At 69.3% G+C, this 20,604-nt stretch carries 20 protein-coding genes; 7 read left to right on the forward strand and 13 right to left on the reverse strand.

All coding sequences use genetic code 11. The features are described from left to right. Positions 1-487 precede the first annotated feature (487 nt). The 4 genes from HV742_RS27360 to HV742_RS27375 all read right to left on the reverse strand — a co-directional run bounded on the left by HV742_RS27360 (position 488) and on the right by HV742_RS27375 (position 4,254). A complete protein-coding gene (locus HV742_RS27360; RefSeq protein ID WP_254601275.1) occupies positions 488-937 on the reverse strand; it encodes a lysozyme inhibitor LprI family protein in 450 nt (149 codons plus the stop codon). A gap of 95 nt (positions 938-1,032) precedes the next feature. After that, a complete protein-coding gene (gene cuyB / locus HV742_RS27365; RefSeq protein ID WP_063583092.1) occupies positions 1,033-1,776 on the reverse strand; it encodes a cysteate racemase in 744 nt (247 codons plus the stop codon). Next, entirely contained in the window at positions 1,769-3,265 is a 1,497-nt protein-coding gene (locus HV742_RS27370) for an N-acyl-D-amino-acid deacylase family protein (RefSeq protein ID WP_175146870.1), read from the reverse strand. The genes cuyB and HV742_RS27370 overlap by 8 nt, the downstream gene beginning before the upstream one ends. 8 nt (positions 3,266-3,273) lie before the next feature. After that, complete coding sequence (locus HV742_RS27375; RefSeq protein WP_049073555.1) at positions 3,274-4,254, reverse strand: Bug family tripartite tricarboxylate transporter substrate binding protein; 981 nt, start codon at positions 4,252-4,254, stop codon at positions 3,274-3,276. 120 nt (positions 4,255-4,374) lie between these two features. On the opposite strand from HV742_RS27375, the gene HV742_RS27380 reads away from it, so the two are divergent. Next, positions 4,375-5,328 carry a LysR family transcriptional regulator gene (locus HV742_RS27380; RefSeq protein WP_175146871.1) on the forward strand — a complete coding sequence of 318 codons (954 nt, stop codon included), beginning with the start codon at positions 4,375-4,377 and terminating at the stop codon, positions 5,326-5,328. A 90-nt stretch (positions 5,329-5,418) separates the two neighbouring features. Here the strand turns inward: HV742_RS27380 and HV742_RS27385 are convergent, their stop codons facing one another. Then, positions 5,419-6,033, reverse strand: coding sequence for a glutathione binding-like protein (locus HV742_RS27385; protein WP_049073557.1), 615 nt, complete (start codon positions 6,031-6,033; stop codon positions 5,419-5,421). Between the two features lie 117 nt (positions 6,034-6,150). Here HV742_RS27385 and HV742_RS27390 point away from each other — a divergent pair, with 117 nt between their 5' ends. After that, complete coding sequence (locus HV742_RS27390; protein ID WP_175146872.1) at positions 6,151-7,323, forward strand: PQQ-dependent sugar dehydrogenase; 1,173 nt, start codon at positions 6,151-6,153, stop codon at positions 7,321-7,323. Between the two features lie 5 nt (positions 7,324-7,328). Then, positions 7,329-7,967 carry a glutathione S-transferase family protein gene (locus HV742_RS27395; protein ID WP_175146873.1) on the forward strand — a complete coding sequence of 213 codons (639 nt, stop codon included), beginning with the start codon at positions 7,329-7,331 and terminating at the stop codon, positions 7,965-7,967. Positions 7,968-8,040: 73 nt separating this feature from the next. Here the strand turns inward: HV742_RS27395 and HV742_RS27400 are convergent, their stop codons facing one another. The 4 genes from HV742_RS27400 to HV742_RS27415 form a co-directional block, all read right to left on the reverse strand. Beyond that, the gene (locus HV742_RS27400; protein ID WP_068953521.1) at positions 8,041-8,949 is read right to left on the reverse strand and encodes a DMT family transporter; all 909 of its coding nucleotides are present in this window, start codon (positions 8,947-8,949) and stop codon (positions 8,041-8,043) included. A 77-nt stretch (positions 8,950-9,026) separates the two neighbouring features. Continuing rightward, a complete protein-coding gene (locus HV742_RS27405) occupies positions 9,027-9,404 on the reverse strand; it encodes a DUF423 domain-containing protein (protein ID WP_049073560.1) in 378 nt (125 codons plus the stop codon). 83 nt (positions 9,405-9,487) lie between these two features. Beyond that, complete coding sequence (locus HV742_RS27410; protein ID WP_049073561.1) at positions 9,488-10,549, reverse strand: alcohol dehydrogenase; 1,062 nt, start codon at positions 10,547-10,549, stop codon at positions 9,488-9,490. Between the two features lie 23 nt (positions 10,550-10,572). Continuing rightward, positions 10,573-11,793: an ABC transporter substrate-binding protein gene (locus tag HV742_RS27415; protein ID WP_175146874.1), complete on the reverse strand. Its 1,221-nt coding sequence runs from the start codon at positions 11,791-11,793 to the stop codon at positions 10,573-10,575. A 185-nt stretch (positions 11,794-11,978) separates the two neighbouring features. On the opposite strand from HV742_RS27415, the gene HV742_RS27420 reads away from it, so the two are divergent. Further along, positions 11,979-12,719 carry an IclR family transcriptional regulator gene (locus HV742_RS27420; RefSeq protein ID WP_175146875.1) on the forward strand — a complete coding sequence of 247 codons (741 nt, stop codon included), beginning with the start codon at positions 11,979-11,981 and terminating at the stop codon, positions 12,717-12,719. Positions 12,720-12,723: 4 nt separating this feature from the next. On the opposite strand, the gene rocF is transcribed toward HV742_RS27420, so the two are convergent. Then, positions 12,724-13,662 carry an arginase gene (gene rocF, locus HV742_RS27425; RefSeq protein WP_049073564.1) on the reverse strand — a complete coding sequence of 313 codons (939 nt, stop codon included), beginning with the start codon at positions 13,660-13,662 and terminating at the stop codon, positions 12,724-12,726. A 153-nt stretch (positions 13,663-13,815) separates the two neighbouring features. Between rocF and HV742_RS27430 the strand changes: the two genes are divergently transcribed. Beyond that, positions 13,816-14,637, forward strand: a complete 822-nt coding sequence (locus tag HV742_RS27430; protein ID WP_100509592.1) for a MetQ/NlpA family ABC transporter substrate-binding protein — start codon at positions 13,816-13,818, stop codon at positions 14,635-14,637. A 142-nt stretch (positions 14,638-14,779) separates the two neighbouring features. After that, positions 14,780-15,751, forward strand: a complete 972-nt coding sequence (locus HV742_RS27435; protein WP_049073565.1) for a GGDEF domain-containing protein — start codon at positions 14,780-14,782, stop codon at positions 15,749-15,751. A gap of 7 nt (positions 15,752-15,758) precedes the next feature. Here HV742_RS27435 and HV742_RS27440 read toward each other — a convergent pair whose 3' ends face one another. Next, positions 15,759-16,970, reverse strand: coding sequence for an MFS transporter (locus HV742_RS27440; RefSeq protein WP_175146876.1), 1,212 nt, complete (start codon positions 16,968-16,970; stop codon positions 15,759-15,761). 92 nt (positions 16,971-17,062) lie between these two features. On the opposite strand from HV742_RS27440, the gene HV742_RS27445 reads away from it, so the two are divergent. Continuing rightward, positions 17,063-17,518, forward strand: coding sequence for an Lrp/AsnC family transcriptional regulator (locus tag HV742_RS27445; protein ID WP_049073566.1), 456 nt, complete (start codon positions 17,063-17,065; stop codon positions 17,516-17,518). Between the two features lie 31 nt (positions 17,519-17,549). Here the strand turns inward: HV742_RS27445 and HV742_RS27450 are convergent, their stop codons facing one another. Together HV742_RS27450 and HV742_RS27455 are read right to left on the reverse strand one after the other, a co-directional pair. Continuing rightward, positions 17,550-18,713: a metallophosphoesterase gene (locus tag HV742_RS27450; RefSeq protein ID WP_175146877.1), complete on the reverse strand. Its 1,164-nt coding sequence runs from the start codon at positions 18,711-18,713 to the stop codon at positions 17,550-17,552. A 102-nt stretch (positions 18,714-18,815) separates the two neighbouring features. Further along, the gene (locus HV742_RS27455) at positions 18,816-20,024 is read right to left on the reverse strand and encodes an alpha-hydroxy acid oxidase (RefSeq protein WP_175146878.1); all 1,209 of its coding nucleotides are present in this window, start codon (positions 20,022-20,024) and stop codon (positions 18,816-18,818) included. Positions 20,025-20,604 lie beyond the last annotated feature (580 nt).

Raw genomic sequence — 20,604 nt, forward strand, 5'->3', positions numbered from 1 at the left:
GAGGGGGCTTCGTGGGTCGCCCGAGGCGGGCGGCGCCCTGGCGAGGCGCGCCAACGATTGCGGTCCGGAGCGTTCGCTCCGGACTGCCCCGTCGTCATCTTCGTCCGCCTTCGGCTCCCTTCAGATTCCCTCGGGCGCATCGACGGCGCGCCTCGCCAGGGCACCACCCGCCTCGGGCTGCGGATTGCGAGGCTTGTCGCGCTGCTGGAGCGTGGGGTAAGGGGCGGGTTTTGCGGGGCCCGCAAAGATCGGCCGCGCGGGCGGCCCATCTTTGCATACGCGGTGGGTTTGCGTCGGGAGGATGACGCTGTGCGCTGGGGGAGGGGGTGACCCGCTGCGGAGGGAGAGAGGGGAACGAACTGCGCCAGGCATGAAACCCGGGCGGTGGCGATTTCGCAAGATTGGAAGCCTCTAATCCCTGGCATTGGGAACAGGGGCATCGAGCCTTCAAATGGCAAAACTAGACCACCCCGGAGCGCGTCGCGTATTACTTGTCCGCGGGGCCTAGCGCTTCTGCCCAGTTCTTTTTCATGGCGGCGATGCGGGCCTCATAGGCGGATTTCAGGCAGGCGGTGTCGGGGCAATGGTCGCGCACGGTGGTGCGCCATTGGGTCTGCTCTTTCGCCACGGGATCGCGCCAGTCACCGGTTTCGCCGTCACGGCCTGCGGTTTCGGCCTGGATCTTGTCGTAGAGATCCTTCACCTGATCGTCCAGCCTGGACAGCGATGGGTCGGCGCAGATCAGATGTTCGACATGGGTTTTCGCGGCCTTGCAGTCGAAGCCGGCGGCGTGGGCGGCTTTGACTGGCAGGAACGGGGCGCTGGCGAGGACGGCGCAGATTGCCGCGTGCAGGATCGCATGTCTGCCTTGAGCGCTTTGCCGGCGCCGGCCTTTCATGATGCCGGTCGGCATTGCCGCGAGAACGGGGTTGCGCACGTCCTTCACTCCTGGATAGTCCGGGGCCACCGACAGGGTGGCCCACGGATCGATTCTCCCGGTTGTCGCGCGGTCGCGCAACTCGCGGGCCTTGTCTATGCCGCGATGCGTTGCTCGGGCTGGTCGGCCAGGTAGTGGGCGATGGCGGCGCGGGCCAGGGCGTCGATGGAGTCGGTCAGGGTGATTCCGAGGCTGGGACGCAGGGCGTGGGGCACGGCCAGGGGCAGTTCGGTGCAGCCCAGGACGACGGCGTCGGCGCCGCGGGCCTTGAGGCGGGCGATGCAGTCGGCGGCGGGGGCGAAGGCGGCTTCGAGCTGGTTGCCCTTGACGGCGCGGATCGAGGCCATGCAGTAGCGTTCGACTTCATCGTCGTCGGGGACGATGCATTCGTAGCCCTGGGCTTCGAGGTGGCGCTGGTAGAGGCCGAGCTTGAGCGTGGCGGCGGTGCCCATCAGGCCGATGCGGCCTTGCTGCAGGCCAAGGCGGCGCAGGTCGTCGATGACGGCCTGGATGATGTGCAGCACCGGCAGGCGGGTGGCGGCGGCGATGTCGTCGTACCAGAGGTGCGCGGTGTTGCAGGGGATGGCGATGAGCTGGGCGCCGGCGCGTTCCAGGAAGCGCACGCCTTCGACCATGTAGGGCAGGGGATTCTCGCCGCCGGCCATGTAGGCGCTGGAACGATCGGGGATGCGCGGATCGTTGCGAAGCAGGGTGGGAATGTGCTGCTGGTCCGCGTCGGCGGGCGTGAGCGCCGCGAGGCGGAGCGCGAAGGCGGCGCCGGCCATGGGGCCCATGCCGCCCAAAACACCCAGGTAACAGCCCTGGGAATAGCTATTCACTTTGTTGACTCCAAGGTATTGCATCACCGGGCGCCAGTACCTGGCCCGGGCGTTCGGCGCCGGTCCGTTCCCCATCCCACACCTGCCTGCCATTGACCCACACGGCGTGGATGCCCTGGCTGACCTGAATGGGAGCTGAAAAAGTGGCCGTGTCTGTGACGTTGGCGGGATCGAACAGCACCAGATCAGCATGATACCCCTCGCGCAGCAGGCCGCGCTCGGTCAGGCCGTATTGGGCCGCCGCCAGGCCGGTCATCTTGTGGATGGCGGTTTCGAGCGACAGCAGCCGTTGTTCGCGCACCATGGTGCGCAGCACGTTGGTGAAGGTGCCCCATTGGCGCGGGTGCGGGTGCGGGTCGAAGGGCAGGCCGTCCGAGCCGACCATGGTCAACGGATGGCTGAAGATACGGTTGACGTCGGCCGGGTCCATCAGGAAATAGATGGCGCCGGCCGGCGCCAGGCGGGCGATGGCGGCTTCGTCGTCCAGGCCCAGTTCGGCCATGACCTCGCTGAAGTCGCGGCCGGTGGCCTCGGGGTAGCCCTTGGACCAGGTGATCAGGGTGCGGCTGGCCAGGCGGGCGCGGTCCAGCCGCAGCATGGTCGAGGTGGCCGGATACGGATGGCAGTCGAGGCAGACGCGCTGCGTGGCGGCGGCGCGGCTGATCATGTCGAGCGTTTCGCGGCTGCGGCCGTGGTTGCGTTCGCCAGCCAGCTTGTGGTGCGAGAACACCACGCGGCAGTCCAGTTCGCGGCCGATCAGCAGGGCCTCTTCCATGGCCGGCACGATGTGGTCGGCCTCGTCGCGCAGGTGGGTGGCGTAGATCGCGCCGGCGCGGCCGCGCAGCGGCTGGCAGACGTCGATGATCTCGTCGGTGGGCGCGGCGCTGGCGGGCGGGTAGAAGGTGCCGGTGGAGACGCCGAAGGCGCCGGCCGCCAGCGCTTCGTCGAGCAGGACGCGCATGGCCTGGCGTTCGGCGTCGGTGGCGGCGCGGCCGGTGTCGTCCATGACGGCCACGCGCAGCGTGGTGTGGCCGACCAGCGGGATGACGTTGACCGCGGCGGGCGTGTCGGCCAGGGCCTGGAGCCAGGCGCGGAAAGTGCCGAAGCGGAACAGATCCGGCGGGCCGAGCAGGTCCAGCGGCTGCGGGATCTCCTGGCGCGACAGCGGCGCCAGGCTGATGCCGCAGTTGCCGGTGACCACCGTGGTGATGCCTTGCGACACCTTGGGCAGCATGTCCGGATGCGCCAGCAGGTAGCCGTCGTCGTGGGTGTGCGAGTCGATGAAGCCGGGCGCCAGCGCCAGGCCGCGGGCATCGATCACCGGCACGTCCGGCGCGTGGGCGAAATCGCCCAGCGCCACGATGCGCCCATCGCGCACCGCCAGGTCGCCCTGGCGCGACGGCCCGCCGCTGCCGTCGATGAGCGTGGCGCCGGCCACGATGAAGTCGGCTTGCGGAGCGGGGGGCATCCGGGTGCTGCGGTCCGTCATGGCGGGGCTCAGTCCAGTTTCTCGATACCGGCGGTGTCGATGATCTGCTTCCATTTGGCGGTTTCGCGATCGATCAACTGCTTGAATTCATCCGGCGTGCCGCTGGCGGGCACGGCGCCCAGCGTTTCCAGGCCGGTGCGCACTTCGGGCGCCCGCAGCGCCTTCTGGATGTCGGCATTGAGCTTGGCCACGACCTCGGCCGGGGTGCCCTTGGGCGCGACCACGCCGCCCCAGGCCACGGTTTCGTAACCCTTCAGGCCGGCTTCGTCCAGCGTCGGCACGTCGGGCATCAGCGCCAGGCGCTTGAGGCTGCTGACGCCGATGGCGCGCACCTTGCCGCTCTTGACCAGCGGGGTGGCCTCGGAGGTGTTGACGAACAGGTAGTCCAGGCGGCCGCCCAACAGATCCTGGATGGCGGCCGGGCCGCCGTTGTACGGGATGAACATGACGTCGACCTTGGCCATGCTCTTGAACAGCTCGCCGCCCATGTGGCCAGTGGTGCCGACGCCCGAGGCGCCATACGACAGGCGGCCGGGCTCCTTGCGGGCGCGGTCGATCAGGTCCTGCACGCTCTTGATGGGCGAATCCGCCGGCACGATCAACGCGTTGTACAGGTCGAACATGTGCGCCACGGGTGTCAGGTCCTGGTCGACGTCATAGGGCAGGCGCTTGAACAGCGAGCGGTTGACGGCCAGCGTGTTGATGTTGCCGTAGCCCACGGTGTAGCCGTCGGGCGCGGCGCGCTTGACCAGCGCGATGCCGATGTTGCCGGCGGCGCCGGGGCGGTTCTCCACCACCAGGGTGGCGCCGGTGTCCTTGGCCAGTTGCGTGGTGATCAGGCGCGACAGCACGTCGGGCGATCCGCCGGCGGCCGAGGGCACGATGAAGGTGATCGGTTTGTCGGGATAGGCGCCGGCGGCCTGCGCGCCCGCGCTGAAGGTGGCGGCCAGCGCCAGGGCGGCGAGGCTGCGGAAAAAGGTGCGTTGCATGCTGGATTCCCCTTGTTTTGTTGTGTGGAGGCGGGCAGATTAGCACCGGGATTGCGGCACTGCGTCATCGAAAAATGTCGAAAACCTATAATCCGCCGTTATTGATCAAGGGGAACCAACATGGATGAGCAGGCCTACGCCGACGAGGTCGGGCCCAGCGCCGGCCGGCCGCTGAACCTGCGCCAGATCGAGGTGTTCCGCGCCATCATGATGGCCGGCTCGATCAGCGGCGCCGGCCGCATGCTGCATGTGTCGCAACCGGCGGTGAGCCGGGTGCTGGCGCTGACGGAGACGCGCCTGGGCTACCGCCTGTTCGAGCGGGTCAGGAGCCGGCTCTCGCCCACCGCCGAGGCGCGGCGCCTGTACGCCGAGGTCGAGCAGGTCTATGGCGGCATCCAGCGCGTCAACGATCTCGCGGCCAGCCTCGGGCAATCGGGCGCGGGCATGCTCAGGATCGTGGCCAGCGCCAGCTATGGCCAGCGGCTGGTGCCGATGGCGCTGCGGCGCTTTCGCGATCGCAACGGCGCGGCGCGGGTCGACTACCGCAGCGTCACGTTCGACGAACTGGCGGCCTATTTCCTGTCGGGGCAGGCCGATATCGGCATTTCGATGCGGCCGCCCGACCATCCCAACCTGACGTCGGTCCGGCTGGCGACGGTGCCGGTGGTGTGCGTGCTGCCCAGGGGCCATCCGCTGGCCGCGCACGAGGTGGTGCATCCGGAGGATTTCGCTTCGGCGGCGTGGATCGGCTATCCGCACGACACGCCGCTGGGCCGCGCGCTGCAATCGTTCTTCGGCGGCGCGCCGGCCTGCGCGGCGGCGGTGGAGGTGCATTCGCCGGTGACGGCCTGTTCCTTCGTGCAGCAGGGCCTGGGGCCGGCGCTGGTGGACGCGTGGTGCGTGTCGCCCGACCAGACCGACAGCATGGTGCTGCGGCCGATCGCGCCGGGCGCCAGCGTCGAAATCTGGGCCACGCATTCGAACCTGAGCGCGCCGCCGCTGCTGGCGCGGCGCTTCCTGGCGGCGGTCAGAAAGACCCTGGAAAGCGCGGCGCCGGCGCTGGCCGGCGGCTGAAGGCAATCAGGCCGGCGCGCAAGAGAAAACGCCCCGGCGCGCAAGGGCGGCGGGGCGTTCGGGGCGGCCGCTCATGCCGGCCTGGCGGGCTTACTCCAGGCCTTCGGCCTTGAGCGCGGCCTTGACGCCGGCGTTGTCCTGCATGCGCTTGAAGAACGCGGCCAGGTGGTCCTGGCCCGACAGGTCGACCTGCTTGGCATGGGCCCAGCGCAGCACCACGTACAGGTAGGCGTCGGCGACCGACGGCGCTTCGCCGCCCAGGTAAGGCTGGTTGATCAGCTGGGCGTCCAGCAGCGCGAACAGGCGCGTCAGCAGCTTGGAGGCGGAGGCGGCCAGTTCCTGCTGCGGCGCTTCCTCGGCGAGCAAGCGACCCGCGCCGAAGATCATCGAGAAGGTCTTGTGGATGTCGGAGTTGATGAAGCCGAGCCAGCGGCGCACGTCGGCGCGCGAGCGGGCCGAGCCGTCGCCCAGCAGCTTGGCCTGCGGCGCCTGTTCGGCCAGGTATTCGAGGATCGCGACGTTCTGGGTCAGCGTGAAACCGTCGTCGTCCAGGGCGGGCACGGCGCCCAGCGGATTGACCTTGAGGAACGCGGGGCCCTTGAGTTCATCGCGGCTGAGTTTGTGCGCGTCGTAGGGCTTGCCGATCCATTCCAGCACGATGTGGGAAGCGAGCGAGCACGCGCCGGGCATGTAGTACAGTTTCATGTAAGGGAGTCTCCTGAGAGAAATGGACGGGAGGCCACCCGTCGCTGGCTCCTATGGTACGCCACCCGCGCGGCGCCGCCGAGCGCCGCCGCGCCCACCCAGCCGCCGGAGATGTCCATGCCGTCACGCCCGTCCGCGATCCGTCGCGCCTCGTCCCTGATCGCCTTCGCCGGCGCCGCCTTGTGCGCGGCCGCGGCCTGGGCCACGCCGCAGAAAAGCCCCGAGCAGCCGCCCGCCGCGCGCGCGCAGGTGACGGTGGTGGTGGGCGGCCTGGATCATCCGTGGTCGATGGCCTTCCTGCCCGAAGGGGGCGTGCTGATCACCGAGCGGCCGGGCAACCTGCGCCTGCTGCGCACGCCGGGGGGCCTGTCCAAGCCGCTGGCCGGCGTGCCCAAGGTGGCCGCGCAAGGGCAGGGCGGCCTGCTCGACGTGGCGCTGTCGCCGGATTTCGCGCAGGACCGCTACGTCTATCTTTCGTATGCCGAATCCGACGGTTCGCGCAGCGGCACCGCGGTCGGCCGCGGCCGCCTCTCGGCCGATGCCAGCGCGCTGGAGGATTTCCAGGTGCTGTTCCGCCAGACGCCCAAGCTGTCGCAGGGACTGCACTTCGGTTCGCGCCTGGTCTTCGACGGCAAGGGCTACCTGTTCATCTCGCTGGGCGAGAACAACCAGCGCCCCACCGCGCAGGACCTGGACAAGCTGCAGGGCAAGGTGGTGCGGCTGAAGGTCGACGGCTCGGTGCCGCCCGACAATCCCTTCGTCGGCAAGGCCGGCGCGCGTCCCGAGATCTGGTCCTACGGGCATCGCAACCCGCAGGGCATGGCGCGCAATCCCTGGACTGGCGCGTTGTGGGAGAACGAACACGGCCCGCGCGGCGGCGACGAGATCAATCTGGTGCAGCCCGGCAGGAACTACGGCTGGCCGCTGGCGACGTATGGCATCAATTACTCCGGCCAGCCGATACCCGAGGCCAAGGGCGAGACGCTGCCCGGCATGGAGCCGCCGCTGTACTGGTGGGCCAAGTCGCCGGCCATCAGCGGCATGGCGTTCTATGACGCCGACCGCTTCCCGGTCTGGCGCCACTCGCTCTTCATCGGCGCGCTGGCGGACCAGGACCTGATCCGCCTGACGCTGGATGGCGACAAGGTGGTGGCCGAGGAACGCCTGCTGGGCGAGCGCAAGGCCCGCATCCGCGACGTGCGGCAGGGGCTCGACGGCTATGTCTATGTGTTGACCGACGCTTCGCCGGGCGAGTTGCTGCGGCTGGCGCCGGCGCAAACGGGAGGGTGACCATCATGAAGACGTATGAACTGATCGGCTCGCAGGGCTGCGGCTCGGCCGTGGTCGAAATGGCGCTGGCGCTGGCCAACGTGCCGCATACGCTGACCGACGTGCCTTACCTGAAGCCCGGTCCCGAACGCGACCGGCTGCTGCACCTGAATCCGCTGGGGCAGGTGCCGACGCTGATCACGCCGGACGGCGAGGTGATGACGGAAAGCGCGGCCATGGTGCTGCACCTGCACGACGTCGCGCCGCAGGCGGGCCTGGCGCCGGAGCCTGCGCGGCCTGAGCGGGCGCGCTTCCTGAACCTGCTGGTGCGCCTGGTGGCGGCGATCTATCCCACTTTCACGTATGGCGACGACCCGCCGCAATGGACCACCCCAGGCGCCCCGGCCGAGCTGCTGCGCGAGCGGATACATACGCGGCGCGCCGAGCTGTGGCTGGAACTGGAACGCCAGGCCGGTGCGCCGCACATGCTGGGCCGCCGTTTTTCCGCGCTGGACCTGTACGTGACGGTGATGACGCACTGGCGGCCGGGCCAGGCCTGGTTCGAGGCCAACTGTCCGGCGCTGACGGCAGTGGCGCGCCAGGCCGCCCAGGAACCGGACGTGGCGCGCGTGCTCAAGCGCAATTTCCCGCCGCCGACCGAGTAGGCATCGCGCCGCGCCAGGCGACGGGCGCGGCGCGATCGCTGACCCGGTTGGTGGTTGACCGCGCCACGGCACGCTAGGCTGTGGCGCGCCGTTTCTGCGACCCGCGCGCCTCGCGCAGCGCGATGTAGACGCCGCTGCCGGCGATGAACAGCGCGCCCAGGTAGGCGTAGGCATCGGGCGCCTCGCGCCAGAAGATCCAGCCCAGCAGCGTGGCCCAGATCAGGCCGGTGTAGTCGAACGGCGCCACCACGGAGGCCGGCGCGATGCGAAAGCCCTGCGTGATCAGCGCCAGCCCCAGCGTGCTGAACAGCGCCACCGCCGCGAAATAGGGCAGGTCGGCCAGAGCCGGCGCGTGCCAGACCCAGGGCAGCGCCAGCGCGCTGCAAACCAGTTGGCCCGCGACGATGTAGAAGGTGGTGGTGAGCATGCCTTCGCCGCGGCCGATGCCGCGCGCCGTGATCATCATCACGGCGTACAGGAAGGCGGTGGTCAACGGCAGCAGGGTCGCGGCCTGGAACGCGTCGGTGCCGGGCCGCACGATGATCAGCACGCCCGCGAAGCCGGCCAGCACCGCCAGCCACCGGCGGCCATCGACGCGCTCTTTCAGGATCAGCACCGACAGCGCCGTCACGAACAACGGCGCGGCGAAGGCGATGGCGGTGGCCTCCGCCAGCGGCAGCGCGCGCAACCCCAGGTAGAAACAACAGGCCGAGACCACATTGATGGCGCCGCGCGTCAGGTGCAGGCCGGGATGGGCGGTGCGCAGCACCCGGCGCCCGCCCAGCCAGATGGCCAGCGCGGTGACGAACGGCAGCGCGATCAGCGCGCGCAGGAACAGGATCTGCAGCGGGTTGTAGGTGGTGCCGAGCCACTTGGCGTTGGCGTCGCTGAGCGTCAGGAAGAAGATGCCGCCGGCGACACAGGCGATGCCTGCGAAGGCGGAATGGTCACGCGCGGCGGGAAAAACGGTAGAGGAGGACATCGGGGTTCAGCGGGAAAGGCGGCCGAGGCCGCCAGGGAAGGTAATGCGGGGTTGCCGGGCGGCGGCCCGGCGAGGGCTCAGCCCTGGGCGCGGTAGGCGGCCAGCGCCACCATCGCCCAGGCGGCCAGGAAGGCCGCGCCGCCCACGGGCGTGATCGCGCCAAGCCAATGGGTGCCGGTCAGGGTCAGGACGTACAGGCTACCTGAAAATAGGACGATGCCGATGAACATCACCAACCCGGCGGCCGACAGCAGCGGCGAACCGTAGCGCGCGCCGAGCAGCGCGATGACGAACAGGCCCAGGCCATGGACCAGATGGTACATGACGCCGGTCTGCCAGACCGACAGCAGCTCGGGCGTCACCAGGCGCTTGAGGCCGTGGGCGCCGAAAGCACCGGCGCCGACCGCGATCAGCAGGTTGATGGCCGCGAGAATGGTGAGCTGGCGGTCGGTCATGCGAGGTCCTTTGTACGGGCGGGGGAAGGGGAGACTGGCGTCTATGATAGGCCCAATCGAAATCCCCCGCCGGCCGACACGGCTCACTCCACCGTCAGCACCGCGCGGCCCAGCACCTTGCCGGCGCGCAGCGAGGCCAGCACGCTGTCGGCCTCGGCCAGCGGATGGCGGTGCACCGGCATCGGCGGCACCTTGCCGGCGCGCACCAGGTCCATCAGCTCGCGCAGCTCGGCCAGGTTGCCGACGTAGCTGCCGATGATGGACATGGCCTTCATCGGGATCAGCGCGATCGGCCACGACGAAGCGCCGCCGAACAGCCCGACGATGATGAGCTTGCCGCCCTTGGTCAGGAAGTCGAAGGCCAGGGCGGTGGTGGACGGCGCGCCCACCAGGTCGATGGCGGCCTGCAGCGGCTTGCCGCCCGCGGCCTTGATGACCTGCTGGGCGGCGTCGGGCGCGGCGCCGTCGATGGCGGCCAGGGCGCCGGCCTCCAGCGCGGCCTGGCGCTTGGCCGGGTCGATGTCGACGACGATGCCGCCCTTGCCGCCCAACGCTTTGATCAGCGTAAGACTCATCAGGCCCAGTCCGCCGGCCCCGAAGATGACCACCGGATGCTCGCGGTAGACGGCTTCGCCGATCTTGCGCAGCGCCGAATAGGTGGTCAGGCCCGAGCAGGCGTAGGGCGCGATGCGGGCCGGGTCCAGGTCGCCGATGTCGATCAGGTAGCGCGGGTGCGGCACCAGGATGTGGTCGGCGTAGCCGCCAGCCCGATGCACGCCCAGGCAGGCGGGCGCGGTGCAGTGGTTTTCCTGGCCCGACAGGCAGGTCGGGCAGGCGCCGCAACCGATCCACGGATAGACCAGGTAGTTGCGGCCGGACTGCACCCCTTGCGCATCGGGGCCGGCCGCGACCACGCTGCCGACCGTCTCGTGGCCCATCGTCAGGGGCAACGACACGCCGCGCTCCTTGAGCGACAGGGTGCGGCCCTGGCCCAGGTCGTAGCCGCCCTCCCACAAGTGAATGTCGCTGTGGCAGACGCCCGCCGCGCGTACCTTCAGCAGCACCTGCGACCCTTGCGGCGTGGGGGTGGCCTGCTCCATTTCCTGCAGCGGTTCGCGGAAATTGACGACGCAATAGCACTTCATGGGATGTCTCCTCCGGGATGGACTTATTTCTTGATCAGGGGGCATTCGCTGTCGGCCAGCGAGACGAACACCTTCTCGCCAGGCACCGTGGACAGGATGCGGTAGAAGTCGCCGGGGTACTTGGATTCGGCGGGCTTTTTCACTTCCACCAGATACAGGTCCATGATGACTCGCCCGTCTTCGGGGCGTATGCGGGCATTCTTGATCAGTTTGGTGGTGATGGGCAACTCGCGCATCTTCTGGTTGACAGCCGCACCCTCGAAGGTGCCGGCGGCCTGCGCGGCCTGCAGGTAATGCGTGGTGGCGACGTAGCTCAGGGCCTGCACGATCGACGGCGGCCGCGTCACGCCCATCTTCTGCTGCCAGCGGCGGGTCCAGGCGCGCGTATCGTCGTCGGCATCCCAGTAGAAGCCGGTGGGAAAGGTCAGCCCCTGCGCCACCGGCAGGCCCATGGCCTGCACGTCGTTGATGAAGGTCAGGAAGGTGAGAAGGCGCTGCTTGCCGCCGGTCAGCCCGAATTCCTGGGCCTGCTTGATCAGGTTGACCAGGTCTCCGCCGGCGCTGGCCAGGCCCACCACGTCGGCCTTGGAAGCCTGCGCCTGCACCAGGAACGAGGCGAAGTCCATCGCGCCCAGCGGGTGTCGCGTGCTCCCAAGCACCTTGCCGCCGGCGGCCTGCACGAAGCGGCTGGCGTTGGCCTCCAGCGACTTGCCGAAAACGTAATCGGTGGTGATGAAGTACCAGGACTGGCCGCCGCTTTCGACCACGCTCTTGACCACCGCATTGGCCAGCGCGTAGGTGTCGGGCGCCCATTGGGTGCTGAGCGGGCTGCATTGCTTGCCGCTGAAATCGCCGGCGAAGCCGCCGCTGATGAGGGCGGTGCCGCCTTTCTCGCGCGCCACGCCCTGCGCCGCCAGGCCGGCGGAACTGGCGCCGCCATCGACCACCGCCACCAGCTGCTGCGTATCGAACCAGCGCCGCACCAGGGCCGAGGCCACGTCGGCCTTGTTCTGGTTGTCGGCGCCGACCACTTCGACCGTCTTGCCGGCGACCTTGCCGCCGAAATCCTCCACCGCCATGCGCACGGCCATTTCCGATCCCAGGCCGCCCAGGTCGGAATAGATGCCGGATCGGTCATTGGATACGCCCAGCCTCACGACATCCTGGGCCAGCGCGGAAGCGGTCGGCGCGCTCACGGCGGCCAGCGTGGCGGCCGCGGCCGCCAACAGGGGTTTGATACGCATCGGTTTGTCTCCACGGCCCGTCGGGCGAGCCGAATATCGAGTTTTGGGTATGACGCGAATGTTGGGGCCGGGCGCCGGTTCTCCATCCGGCTGAAAATTTATTCTTATTGGTGAATAAAAATTCCTGTGCAAGAATTTATGTTCACAGATACGAAAAGTCAACGTCCATTGACGAGGTCCCCACGATGGAAGTGAAACTGGTCGTCCGCACCCTGGAATTGATCGAGCTGTACGCGCAGGCGCGCCGTCCGCTGTCTCTCACCGAGCTGGCGCAGGGCCTGGGCGCGCCCATGTCGAGCTGCCTGGCGCTGGTGCGCACGCTGGTGGGACGCGGCTATCTGTACGAGGTGCGACGACGCGGCGGGTACTACCCCACGCCGCGCCTGCAGGCGCTGTGCGGCCTGATCCAGGCGGGCGATCCGTGGCTGGAACGGGTGCGGTCGTCACTGGCGGCGCTGCGCGACGATACCGGCGAAACGGTGATGCTGGGCAAGATCCAGGACGGCGGCGTGCTGTTCCTGGAGGTGGCGCAATCCGCGCAGCCGGTGCATTACGCCACCCGGCCGGGCGAGCGCCGGCCGCTGCATACCAGCGCGGTGGCCAAGGCGATCCTGGCGCGCCTGGCGCCCGGCGAGCGCGACGCGGTGCTGGCGGCGGCCGACTTTCGCCGCTACACCGACCATACGCGCACCACGCGCGCGGCGCTGCTGGCCGACGTGGCCGAAGCCGAGGCGCGCGGCTGGGCCGAGAACGCGGGCGAAAGCGTGGCCGACCTGACCGGCCTGGCGGTGGCGCTGGACCGCGCGGGGGAATGGTATGCGCTATGCCTGGCCGGGCCGACGCCGCGGGTGCGGGCGCGGCGCGACGAGCATGTCCGATGCCTGGCGGCGGCGGCCAGCGCGATCCGCCGCGAGGGCGAAGCCTGACGCGTCAGGCGCCGCGCCGCACCAGTGTCGACTTGCCGAACAGGCTCTCGATCAGGTCCACCGCCAGGTCGGCGGTCTTGTTGCGCACGTCGAAGGCGGGGTTCAATTCCACCACGTCCAGCGAGCGCATCAGGCCGGTGTCGGCGATCATCTCCATGCACAGCTGCGCTTCGCGGTAGGTCGGCCCGCCCATTACCGTGGTGCCGACGCCGGGGGCGATCTCGGGATCGAGGAAATCGACATCGAAGCTGACGTGCAGGTGAGTGTCCTCGTCCAGCCCGGCCAGCGCCGCTTCCATCGTGGCGCGCATGCCCATTTCGTCGAGGTAGCGCATGTCGAAGACTTCCAGGCCGGCCTGGTGCACCAGGCGCTTCTCGCCCTCGTCGACGCTGCGGATGCCGATCTGGCGCACCCAGGACGGATCGATGTCGGGCGTCTGGCCCGACATGCCGGTGATCTGCGCCGGGCCGTGGCCGCACAGGCAGGCCACCGGCATGCCGTGGATATTGCCGGTGGGCGTCAGGGCGTTGGTGTTGAAGTCGGTGTGCGCGTCCAGCCACAGCACGCGCAGTTTCTTGCCGACAGCGCGGCAATGGCGGGCCACCGCGCTGATCGAGCCGATGCCCAGGCAATGGTCGCCGCCCAGCAGGATGGGCAGCGTGCCTTGGGCGAGGGCCTCGTACATGGCGTCGTGCACGGCCTGGTTCCAGGCGGCCACTTCGTCCAGGTGCCGGTAACCGTCGACCGGGGGCTGCCACGGATTGGCCGGGCCGTAGAGATTGCCACGGTCGGTGACGGTGAAGCCCTGGGCTTCGATGACCGGGCCGATGCCAGCCACGCGCAGGGCCTCGGGGCCCATCGACGCGCCGCGCGCGCCCGCGCCGATGTCGGTGGGGGCGCCGATCAGGGTGACATGGGTGGGCAGGGTAACGGTGTTTTGCAAGGCGGGCTCCGTGATGCAGGGTTTCAGTGCCGGGGGCCAGTGTAGCGCCGTGGCGCCGCGCGATTGCCACGGCGGGCGCGCGGCCTTTGGCCATGGCGGCAGCCTGCTGCGGCACAATACGCGATGTCGACCGTTTTCCGAGTGGATGATTCCATGTCCTTGCTTTCCGTGTTTCCGTCCCTGGCGCGCACCTTGGCCGTCGCCGTCCTCGGCCTGGCCAGCGCCACCGCGGCGCTGGCTGCCGACAAGCCGCTGCGCATCGGCCTGATTCCGACCGTGGCCAACGCCGCCACCGAAATCGCGGTCGCCGAGGCGCGCAAGGCCGGCCTGGAGGTGCAACTGGTCGAATTCAACGACTGGGTGCTGCCCAACATCGCCGTGGCCGATGGCTCGGTTGACGCCAATTTCTTCCAGCACGAACCGTTCCTGCAACTGTTCAATGCCCGCCGCGGCGCCAACCTGACGCCCATCGCCTACGGCTATTCCACCACCATCGGCCTGTTCTCCAAGAAGCTCAAGAAGGGCCAGCCGCTGCCCGAAGGGGCCACCGTGGCGGTGCCCAACGATCCGGTCAATACCGGCCGCGCCTTGCTGCTGCTGGAATCCATCGGCCTGATCAAGCTCAAGCCCGGCGTGGCGCACCAGGCCACGCTCGAGGACGTGACCGACAATCCCAAGCGCCTGAAATTCGTGCAGATCGAAGGCTCGCAGTCGGCGCGGGTGTTCGACGACGTGACGGCCTCGGTCACCTACACCACCTTCGCCAAGCAGGCGGGCCTGGACGAAAAGGACGGCCTGGCATTCGACAACACCGATCCGGCCAACGTGCGCCGCTACGCCATTCGCTGGGTCACCCGGCCCGATCATGCGCAGGATCCGCGGCTGCTGAAGTTCATCTCCATCTATCAGCAGTCGCCCGAGGTCAAGGCCAAGCTGCGCAGCCTGTACGGCGACCTGATCACGTTCCCCTGGTAAGCGACCCTGCCCGCGCGTTGGCGGGCGCGACTTGACGCTTCTTGGCAATTGCCGGGCGGGCTTGAACGTATACTGGCCGCGCCTTTCACGCCCCGGCCCGCAGCGGCGGCCCGGGCCGCGCCGCCTTTTCGCCTGCGACCCCATGCGACTCGTCTCTTCGAATGACGCTTTGATTGCCTCGCAGCAGCGAGGCGCCAGCCACGAACCCGCCGGCGTGCCGGATCCGCGCGATGCCGAGCTCGCGCACCTGCGCCAAATGGTCGCGCAGTATCAAGCCTTGTTCCAGAATGCGCCCGTGCTGATCAACGCCTTTGACGAACAAGGCAAGTGCCTGCTCTGGAACGAGGCCTGCGAGCGCCGCTTCGGCTGGACCCGCGACGAGATCAATCGCCACGCGGAGCCGCTGGCCCTGTTCTATCCCGACCCCGAGGTCCGCGCCCGCGTCATCGACAGCGTGGGCCGCGCGCCGCACCCGTCGTTCCGCGAATGGCAGCCGCTCGCGCGCGACGGCGAGCGCCTTTCCGTCATGTGGTCCAACGTGCGCCTGCCGGACGGCAGTGTGATCAACATCGGCATGGACATGACCGAAAACCGCCGCAACGAGGCCGCCCTCGCTCGCATGGCCAAGGTCGACGGCCTGACCGGCTGCTGGACCCGGGCCGAGATCCTGCAGCGCATGAAAGGCCTGCTGGAATCGGCCAAGCGCGGCGCCTGTCACACGGCGTTGATGCTCGACCTGGACCATTTCAAGCAAGTCAATGACCGCTATGGACATCTGGGCGGCGACGCCGCGTTGCGCCATTTCTGCGACCAGCTGCGCGCGTGCCTGCGCGAGCAAGATGCAGTGGGCCGTCTGGGCGGCGAGGAATTCGTGGTGTTGCTGGCCGACGCCGACAAGGACGTGGCCCTGGCGATCTGCGACCGGTTGCGCGGCGGTCTGCGCCAGCATCCCGCGCAGATCGACGGCCACGCGCTGGTATTGTCGGCCAGTGGCGGCATCACGCGTTTCCTGGAGACCGACGCCAGCATGTCGGATGTGCTGCGGCGCGCCGACCAGGCGCTGTATCAGGCCAAGCGCGCCGGGCGCGATTGCGCGGTGGTGCTGCCGGGCTGAGGCGGCCTCAGGCGGCGGCGCGGCGCTCGCCGGCGCGGCGGCCGTTCAGGCGCCAATGCAGCGTCAGCGCGGCCAGCGCCACGGCGGCGGCCGCGGCCAGGCCCAGGACCTCGAAGCCCGCGTGGGTGTACAGCGTGCCGGCCACCGCGGTGCCGAGACTGGCGCCCAGGTAGGTGGTGCAGGTATTGAGCCCCAGCACCGCGCCGCGCTCGTCGGGGCGGGCCCGCGACAGCAGCAACACCAGCAGGTTCAGGCTCAATTGCGAGGCGGCGCCCCACAGCATGGCAATCGCCAGCACCGCCGCCAGCGCATGCGCGGCCGGCAGCAGCGCCAGGTAGACCGCGGTGATTGTCGCCAGCGCCAACGGCAGCGCGCGGCGCGGACCGAGGCGCTCGATCAGGGGCGCGCCGGCCAGGCCGGCCAGCAGGAAGCCGGCGCCGTAGGCGAAGGCGATGAAGCCCACCTGGCCCGCCGTCAGGCCGAGCAGCGTGCGCACATGGTCGGCCAGGAAGGCATAGACGCCGTAGAAGGCGCTCGAAAACGCCAGGCAGCCCAGCAGCAGCACGGGTACGTCGCGGTACGACAGCGGCGCCAGCAGGCGCGACAGTCGCGGCGGCGCGGCATGGGTGTTGCGGCGTTCGGGCAGCGTGCGCAGGCCGGCCAGGGCCACTGAGGCGCACAGCGCCAGCACGCCGTAGGTGGCGCGCCAGCCGATGGCGTCGGAAATCAGCGCCGACAGCGGCACGCCGGCCACCAGCGACACCGACCAGCCCGAGATGACGCGGCCCAGGGACCGGGTTTCCTGGCCGGCGGCCGCCACCAGCGTGGCCGAGCCATAGGCGGCCGGCAGGATCACGCCGGCGGCGGCGCCGGCCAGGGCCTGGGCCACCGTCAGCACGATCCAGTGCGGCGCGCTGGCCGACAGCAGCAGGGCGGCGATCAGCACCGTCATGGCGGTCAGCAGCGCGCGGCGAATGCCCCAGCGGTCGATGCGGGCCGCCAGCAGGAAGGCGCTGGCCGCGGTGGCGGCGCCATAGGCGGAGATCGCGGTGCTGACGGTCAGGGGCGTGCTGGCGAACGAGCGCGCCACGTCGGACAGGATGGGACTGAGGGCCAGGCCGTTGGAGCCGACGACGCTGACGGCGAACATCAGGGCCGGGATGGCGGCCGGCAGGGGGGAATTGCGCGATGTGTCTTGCGCGGTGTCGCGGTTCTGCATGCCGGGCATTTTATTGGAATAAAATAAGGGTTAATACCGATATTCCCTTATCCCGTAAAAGTTCGAATGCCGTTAGGCAGAACCTGATTCCGATGCCAGATCTCGACGACCGTGACCGAAAACTATTAACGCTGCTGGCCGAGGACGCCTCGCCGAGCTATGCCGATCTGGGCAAGTTGCTGAACCTGTCGGCGCCCGCCGTGCATGAACGGGTCAAGCGCCTCAAGCGCGATGGCCTGATCAAAGGCATCGCCGCCAAGCTCGATGGCGCCCGCATCGGCCGTCCGCTGCTGGCGTTCGTGCATGTCGATACCAACAACTGGAGCATCACCCAGCAGGTGTTGGGGCTGGCCGAACTGACCGAGGTGGAGGAGATCCACACCATCACGGGCAAGAGCGCGATGCTGCTCAAGGTGCGTGTCCGCGATACCCAGGCGCTGGAGGCATTGCTGGCGCGCATCCACCAGATCGAAGGCATCACCAACACCACCAGCGATATCGCGTTGACCAGCTACCTGGAGCGCGGCCCGTTGCCGGAAGCGGCCTGAACGGCGCCGCCAGCCGTGGCGCGTCGGGCGGTCAGCGCGCCGGGCGCAGCCGCAGGCGGGTGATTTCCGACGGCGCGCCCAGCCGCTTGGGCGGGCCCCAATAGCCGGTGCCACGGCTGATGTAGATCCACATGTCGCCCAGCCGGTGCAGGCCGGCGGTGTAGGGTTGCTGGAAGCGCACGAAAAACCCCCAGGGAAAGAACTGGCCGCCGTGCGTATGGCCGGACAGCTGCAGGGTGTAACCCAGCGGCGCGGCGGCGGCCGCGCTGCGCGGTTGGTGCGCCAGCAGGATCCGCGCGACCGCGTCGGGCGGCGCGCCCGCCAGCGCCGCGGCCGGGTTGCTGCGCTGGCGCGGATCGAAGGCGCCGGCGCTGTAGTCGGTGACGCCGGCCACCACCAGCGGCAGGCCGGCCGGATGGACGACCGCGTGCTCGTTCATCAGCACCCGCAGGCCCATGCGGCGGAATTCCGCCACCCAGGGCGCCGCGCCCGAATAGTATTCATGGTTGCCCGTCACCAGGTACACGCCGAAGGGCGCGCGCAGGGTGCCCAGCGGGCTGGCCTGGGCCGCCAGTTGTTCGACGCTGCCATCGACCACGTCGCCGGTGATGGCGATCATGTCCGGCGCCAGTTCGTTGACCGCGTCGACGATGGCCTGCACGTAGCGCCGCTTGATGGTGGGGCCGACATGGATGTCGCTGATCTGCGCGATGGTGAAACCGTCGAGATCGGCCGGCAGGCCGCGCACGGGCACGTCCACCGTGACCACGCGGGCGCGCCGGCGGGCGTTGTGGAAACCCACCAGCGTGGCCGCCAGCGCCAACCCGGCCACCGCCAGCGCGGTGGCGCGCCGCAGCGCGAGCCAGGGCGGCGCCAGGCCCGTGGCCAGGTCGACCAGCCACGCAACCAGCAGCAGCACGTCGCGCAGCACCGTCAGCACGAACAGCGACGAGAACAGGCCCATCGCGATCAGGCCGACCCAGGCGATGCGGTCGCCCCAGGGCGGATGCACGGACGAGCGCGCCAGCATGCCCAGCGGAATCAGGATGCAAGACAGGATCAGCAGCAGGATGGCGCCGGCGCTGCCCGGATCGGAGAGTCCGGCGTCGGGGATCAGGCGGGCGCCGACGTAGACGTGGGCCAGCGCGCCCAGGGTCAGGAAACGCAGGAAGAACGAGGATTGGCGCAGGGACACGGGCGGTGGGGCGGGGGCCGGCGAGAGCGGAGGAACCGCCATTCTATGCCCTGCCGGATCGTATCCGGCCGTCATGGGCGGGGCGGATCGACGCGCGCGATCTCAGGCCGGCGCCAGCAGGTCGGCGTCCAACTGGTCCAGGCGGTTGATGCCCAGCATGGCCATGTTGCGGTCGACCTCGGCCCGCAGCAGGCCGATGGCGTGCGCCACCCCGGCCTGGCCGCCGACGGCGGCGGCGTAGTTGAAGGGCCGGCCCACGAACACGAAGCGCGCGCCCAGCGCCAGCGCCTTGAGCACGTCGCCGCCGCGGCGCACGCCGCTGTCCATCATCACCGGCATGGCGCCGGCCGCGGCGACCACGCCCGGCAGGGCGCGCAGCGGCGAAATGGCGCCGTCCAGTTGGCGACCGCCATGGTTCGACACGATGATGCCGTCGGCGCCGTGCTCGCGCGCCAGCCGCGCGTCCCGGGGATGCAGGATGCCCTTGATGATGAGCGTGCCCGGCCACTGGCGGCGGATGCGCGCCACGTGCTCCCAGTTCAGGTGGTCGCGCGCGCTGAAGTCGCGCAGCACCGACGCCGACACGATCGGCGCGCCGCGCGTGGCGAACGAGTTTTCGAAGTGCGGCATGCCGTGGGCCAGCAGCGTGCGCAGGAACGTGCCAGCCAGCCAGCGTGGCCGCGTCAGGCCGTCCCATGCCAGCCGCAGGCTGGGCTTGAGCGGCGTCGAGAAACCGGTTCGCACATTGTTTTCGCGGTTGGCGGACACCGGGATGTCCACCGTCAGCACCAGGGTTTCGTAGCCGGCGCGCGCGGCGCGCGCCACCAGCGCGTCGATGCGCGCCGGGTCGCCGGGCAGGTAGGCCTGGAACCACGTGCCCGGCGCTTCCTTGATGACGTCTTCGAGCGCGATCAGCGCGGTGCCGCTGAGGATGGCGGGAATGCCCTGTTCGCGCGCGGCCCGCGCCAGCACGATGTCGCCGCGATAGGCGGACAGGGCGCTGATGCCCATGGGGGCGATGCCGAACGGCGATTCGTAACGCCGGCCGAACAGTTCCACATGCTGGCTGCGGCGCGACACGTCGACCAGCACGCGCGGCTGGAAGACGTAGCGGCCGAAGGCGTCGCGATTGGCGCGCAGCGACTGGTTGTCCTCGGCGGCGCCCGCCACGTAGCCGAAGATCGGCCGCGGCAGTCGGCGGCGGGCAGCGGCTTCGAAGTCGTCCAGCGACAGCATGCGCGCCAGGGCGCGGGATGGGCGGGTGGGCGTGCGGGCGGCGGCGTTGGCGGCAGGCAGGGCGGTCGTGGACATGGGCGGGCGCGAAAAAAAACTCCAATCTACGCACCTCGCTTCATCGCGAAAAGCGAATAAATAGGAAAACCCTTGTTCGCTTTATGGAAATGAATCGCGGCGCTTGGGGGTGGCCGCCGCGCCCCTCGCGCAACACAGGCAACCGGTCTGCCTCCTGGCGTTGTCCTTATCCGAATCTGATGAATTGTGATGAATCGCATCATCGGCGCGCTTTCTCATGCTTTTGGTGCAATCCGTAGCCGCAATGGCCGTGGCAACCGCGTGTCGTTCTGCCGGGATACCGCTAGCCGAGTGCGCCAATGTTTGGTTGCATATTACGGCTGGCTGAATTTCCGACCGGGGGGGCGGCGTGTTATTTGTCGGTGGCTTCGCTGTACGACTGTGCATTGGAGACCCCATGACTGTGCCGTCATCAACCCCGTTTCAGCGTTCCCGGCAGCCATGAGCGCCGGCCTGTTCAATTCCGACACCCGGCTCTACCGGCTGCAAGGCGAGGGCGCATTGGCGTCGCTGCACGTGGAAGGCTGGATCGCGCGCGAGGCGCTGTCCGGCGTGGGCCAGTTGCGCGTGGTGGCGCTGT

This window comes from Achromobacter ruhlandii (genome assembly GCF_902859695.1).
Classification (GTDB): domain Bacteria; phylum Pseudomonadota; class Gammaproteobacteria; order Burkholderiales; family Burkholderiaceae_B; genus Achromobacter; species Achromobacter ruhlandii.

Bases quoted from the DNA above. Each gene is read 5' to 3' on its own strand.
- HV742_RS27370 (WP_175146870.1), bottom strand. From the start codon at position 3,265: ATGACGGACCGCAGCACCCGGATGCCCCCCGCTCCGCAAGCCGACTTC.
- HV742_RS27375 (WP_049073555.1), bottom strand. From the start codon at position 4,254: ATGCAACGCACCTTTTTCCGCAGCCTCGCCGCCCTGGCGCTGGCCGCC.
- HV742_RS27380 (WP_175146871.1), top strand. From the start codon at position 4,375: ATGGATGAGCAGGCCTACGCCGACGAGGTCGGGCCCAGCGCCGGCCGG.
- HV742_RS27385 (WP_049073557.1), bottom strand. From the start codon at position 6,033: ATGAAACTGTACTACATGCCCGGCGCGTGCTCGCTCGCTTCCCACATC.
- HV742_RS27390 (WP_175146872.1), top strand. From the start codon at position 6,151: ATGCCGTCACGCCCGTCCGCGATCCGTCGCGCCTCGTCCCTGATCGCC.
- HV742_RS27395 (WP_175146873.1), top strand. From the start codon at position 7,329: ATGAAGACGTATGAACTGATCGGCTCGCAGGGCTGCGGCTCGGCCGTG.
- HV742_RS27400 (WP_068953521.1), bottom strand. From the start codon at position 8,949: ATGTCCTCCTCTACCGTTTTTCCCGCCGCGCGTGACCATTCCGCCTTC.
- HV742_RS27405 (WP_049073560.1), bottom strand. From the start codon at position 9,404: ATGACCGACCGCCAGCTCACCATTCTCGCGGCCATCAACCTGCTGATC.
- HV742_RS27410 (WP_049073561.1), bottom strand. From the start codon at position 10,549: ATGAAGTGCTATTGCGTCGTCAATTTCCGCGAACCGCTGCAGGAAATG.
- HV742_RS27415 (WP_175146874.1), bottom strand. From the start codon at position 11,793: ATGCGTATCAAACCCCTGTTGGCGGCCGCGGCCGCCACGCTGGCCGCC.
- HV742_RS27420 (WP_175146875.1), top strand. From the start codon at position 11,979: ATGGAAGTGAAACTGGTCGTCCGCACCCTGGAATTGATCGAGCTGTAC.
- HV742_RS27430 (WP_100509592.1), top strand. From the start codon at position 13,816: ATGTCCTTGCTTTCCGTGTTTCCGTCCCTGGCGCGCACCTTGGCCGTC.
- HV742_RS27435 (WP_049073565.1), top strand. From the start codon at position 14,780: ATGCGACTCGTCTCTTCGAATGACGCTTTGATTGCCTCGCAGCAGCGA.
- HV742_RS27440 (WP_175146876.1), bottom strand. From the start codon at position 16,970: ATGCAGAACCGCGACACCGCGCAAGACACATCGCGCAATTCCCCCCTG.
- HV742_RS27445 (WP_049073566.1), top strand. From the start codon at position 17,063: ATGCCAGATCTCGACGACCGTGACCGAAAACTATTAACGCTGCTGGCC.
- HV742_RS27455 (WP_175146878.1), bottom strand. From the start codon at position 20,024: ATGTCCACGACCGCCCTGCCTGCCGCCAACGCCGCCGCCCGCACGCCC.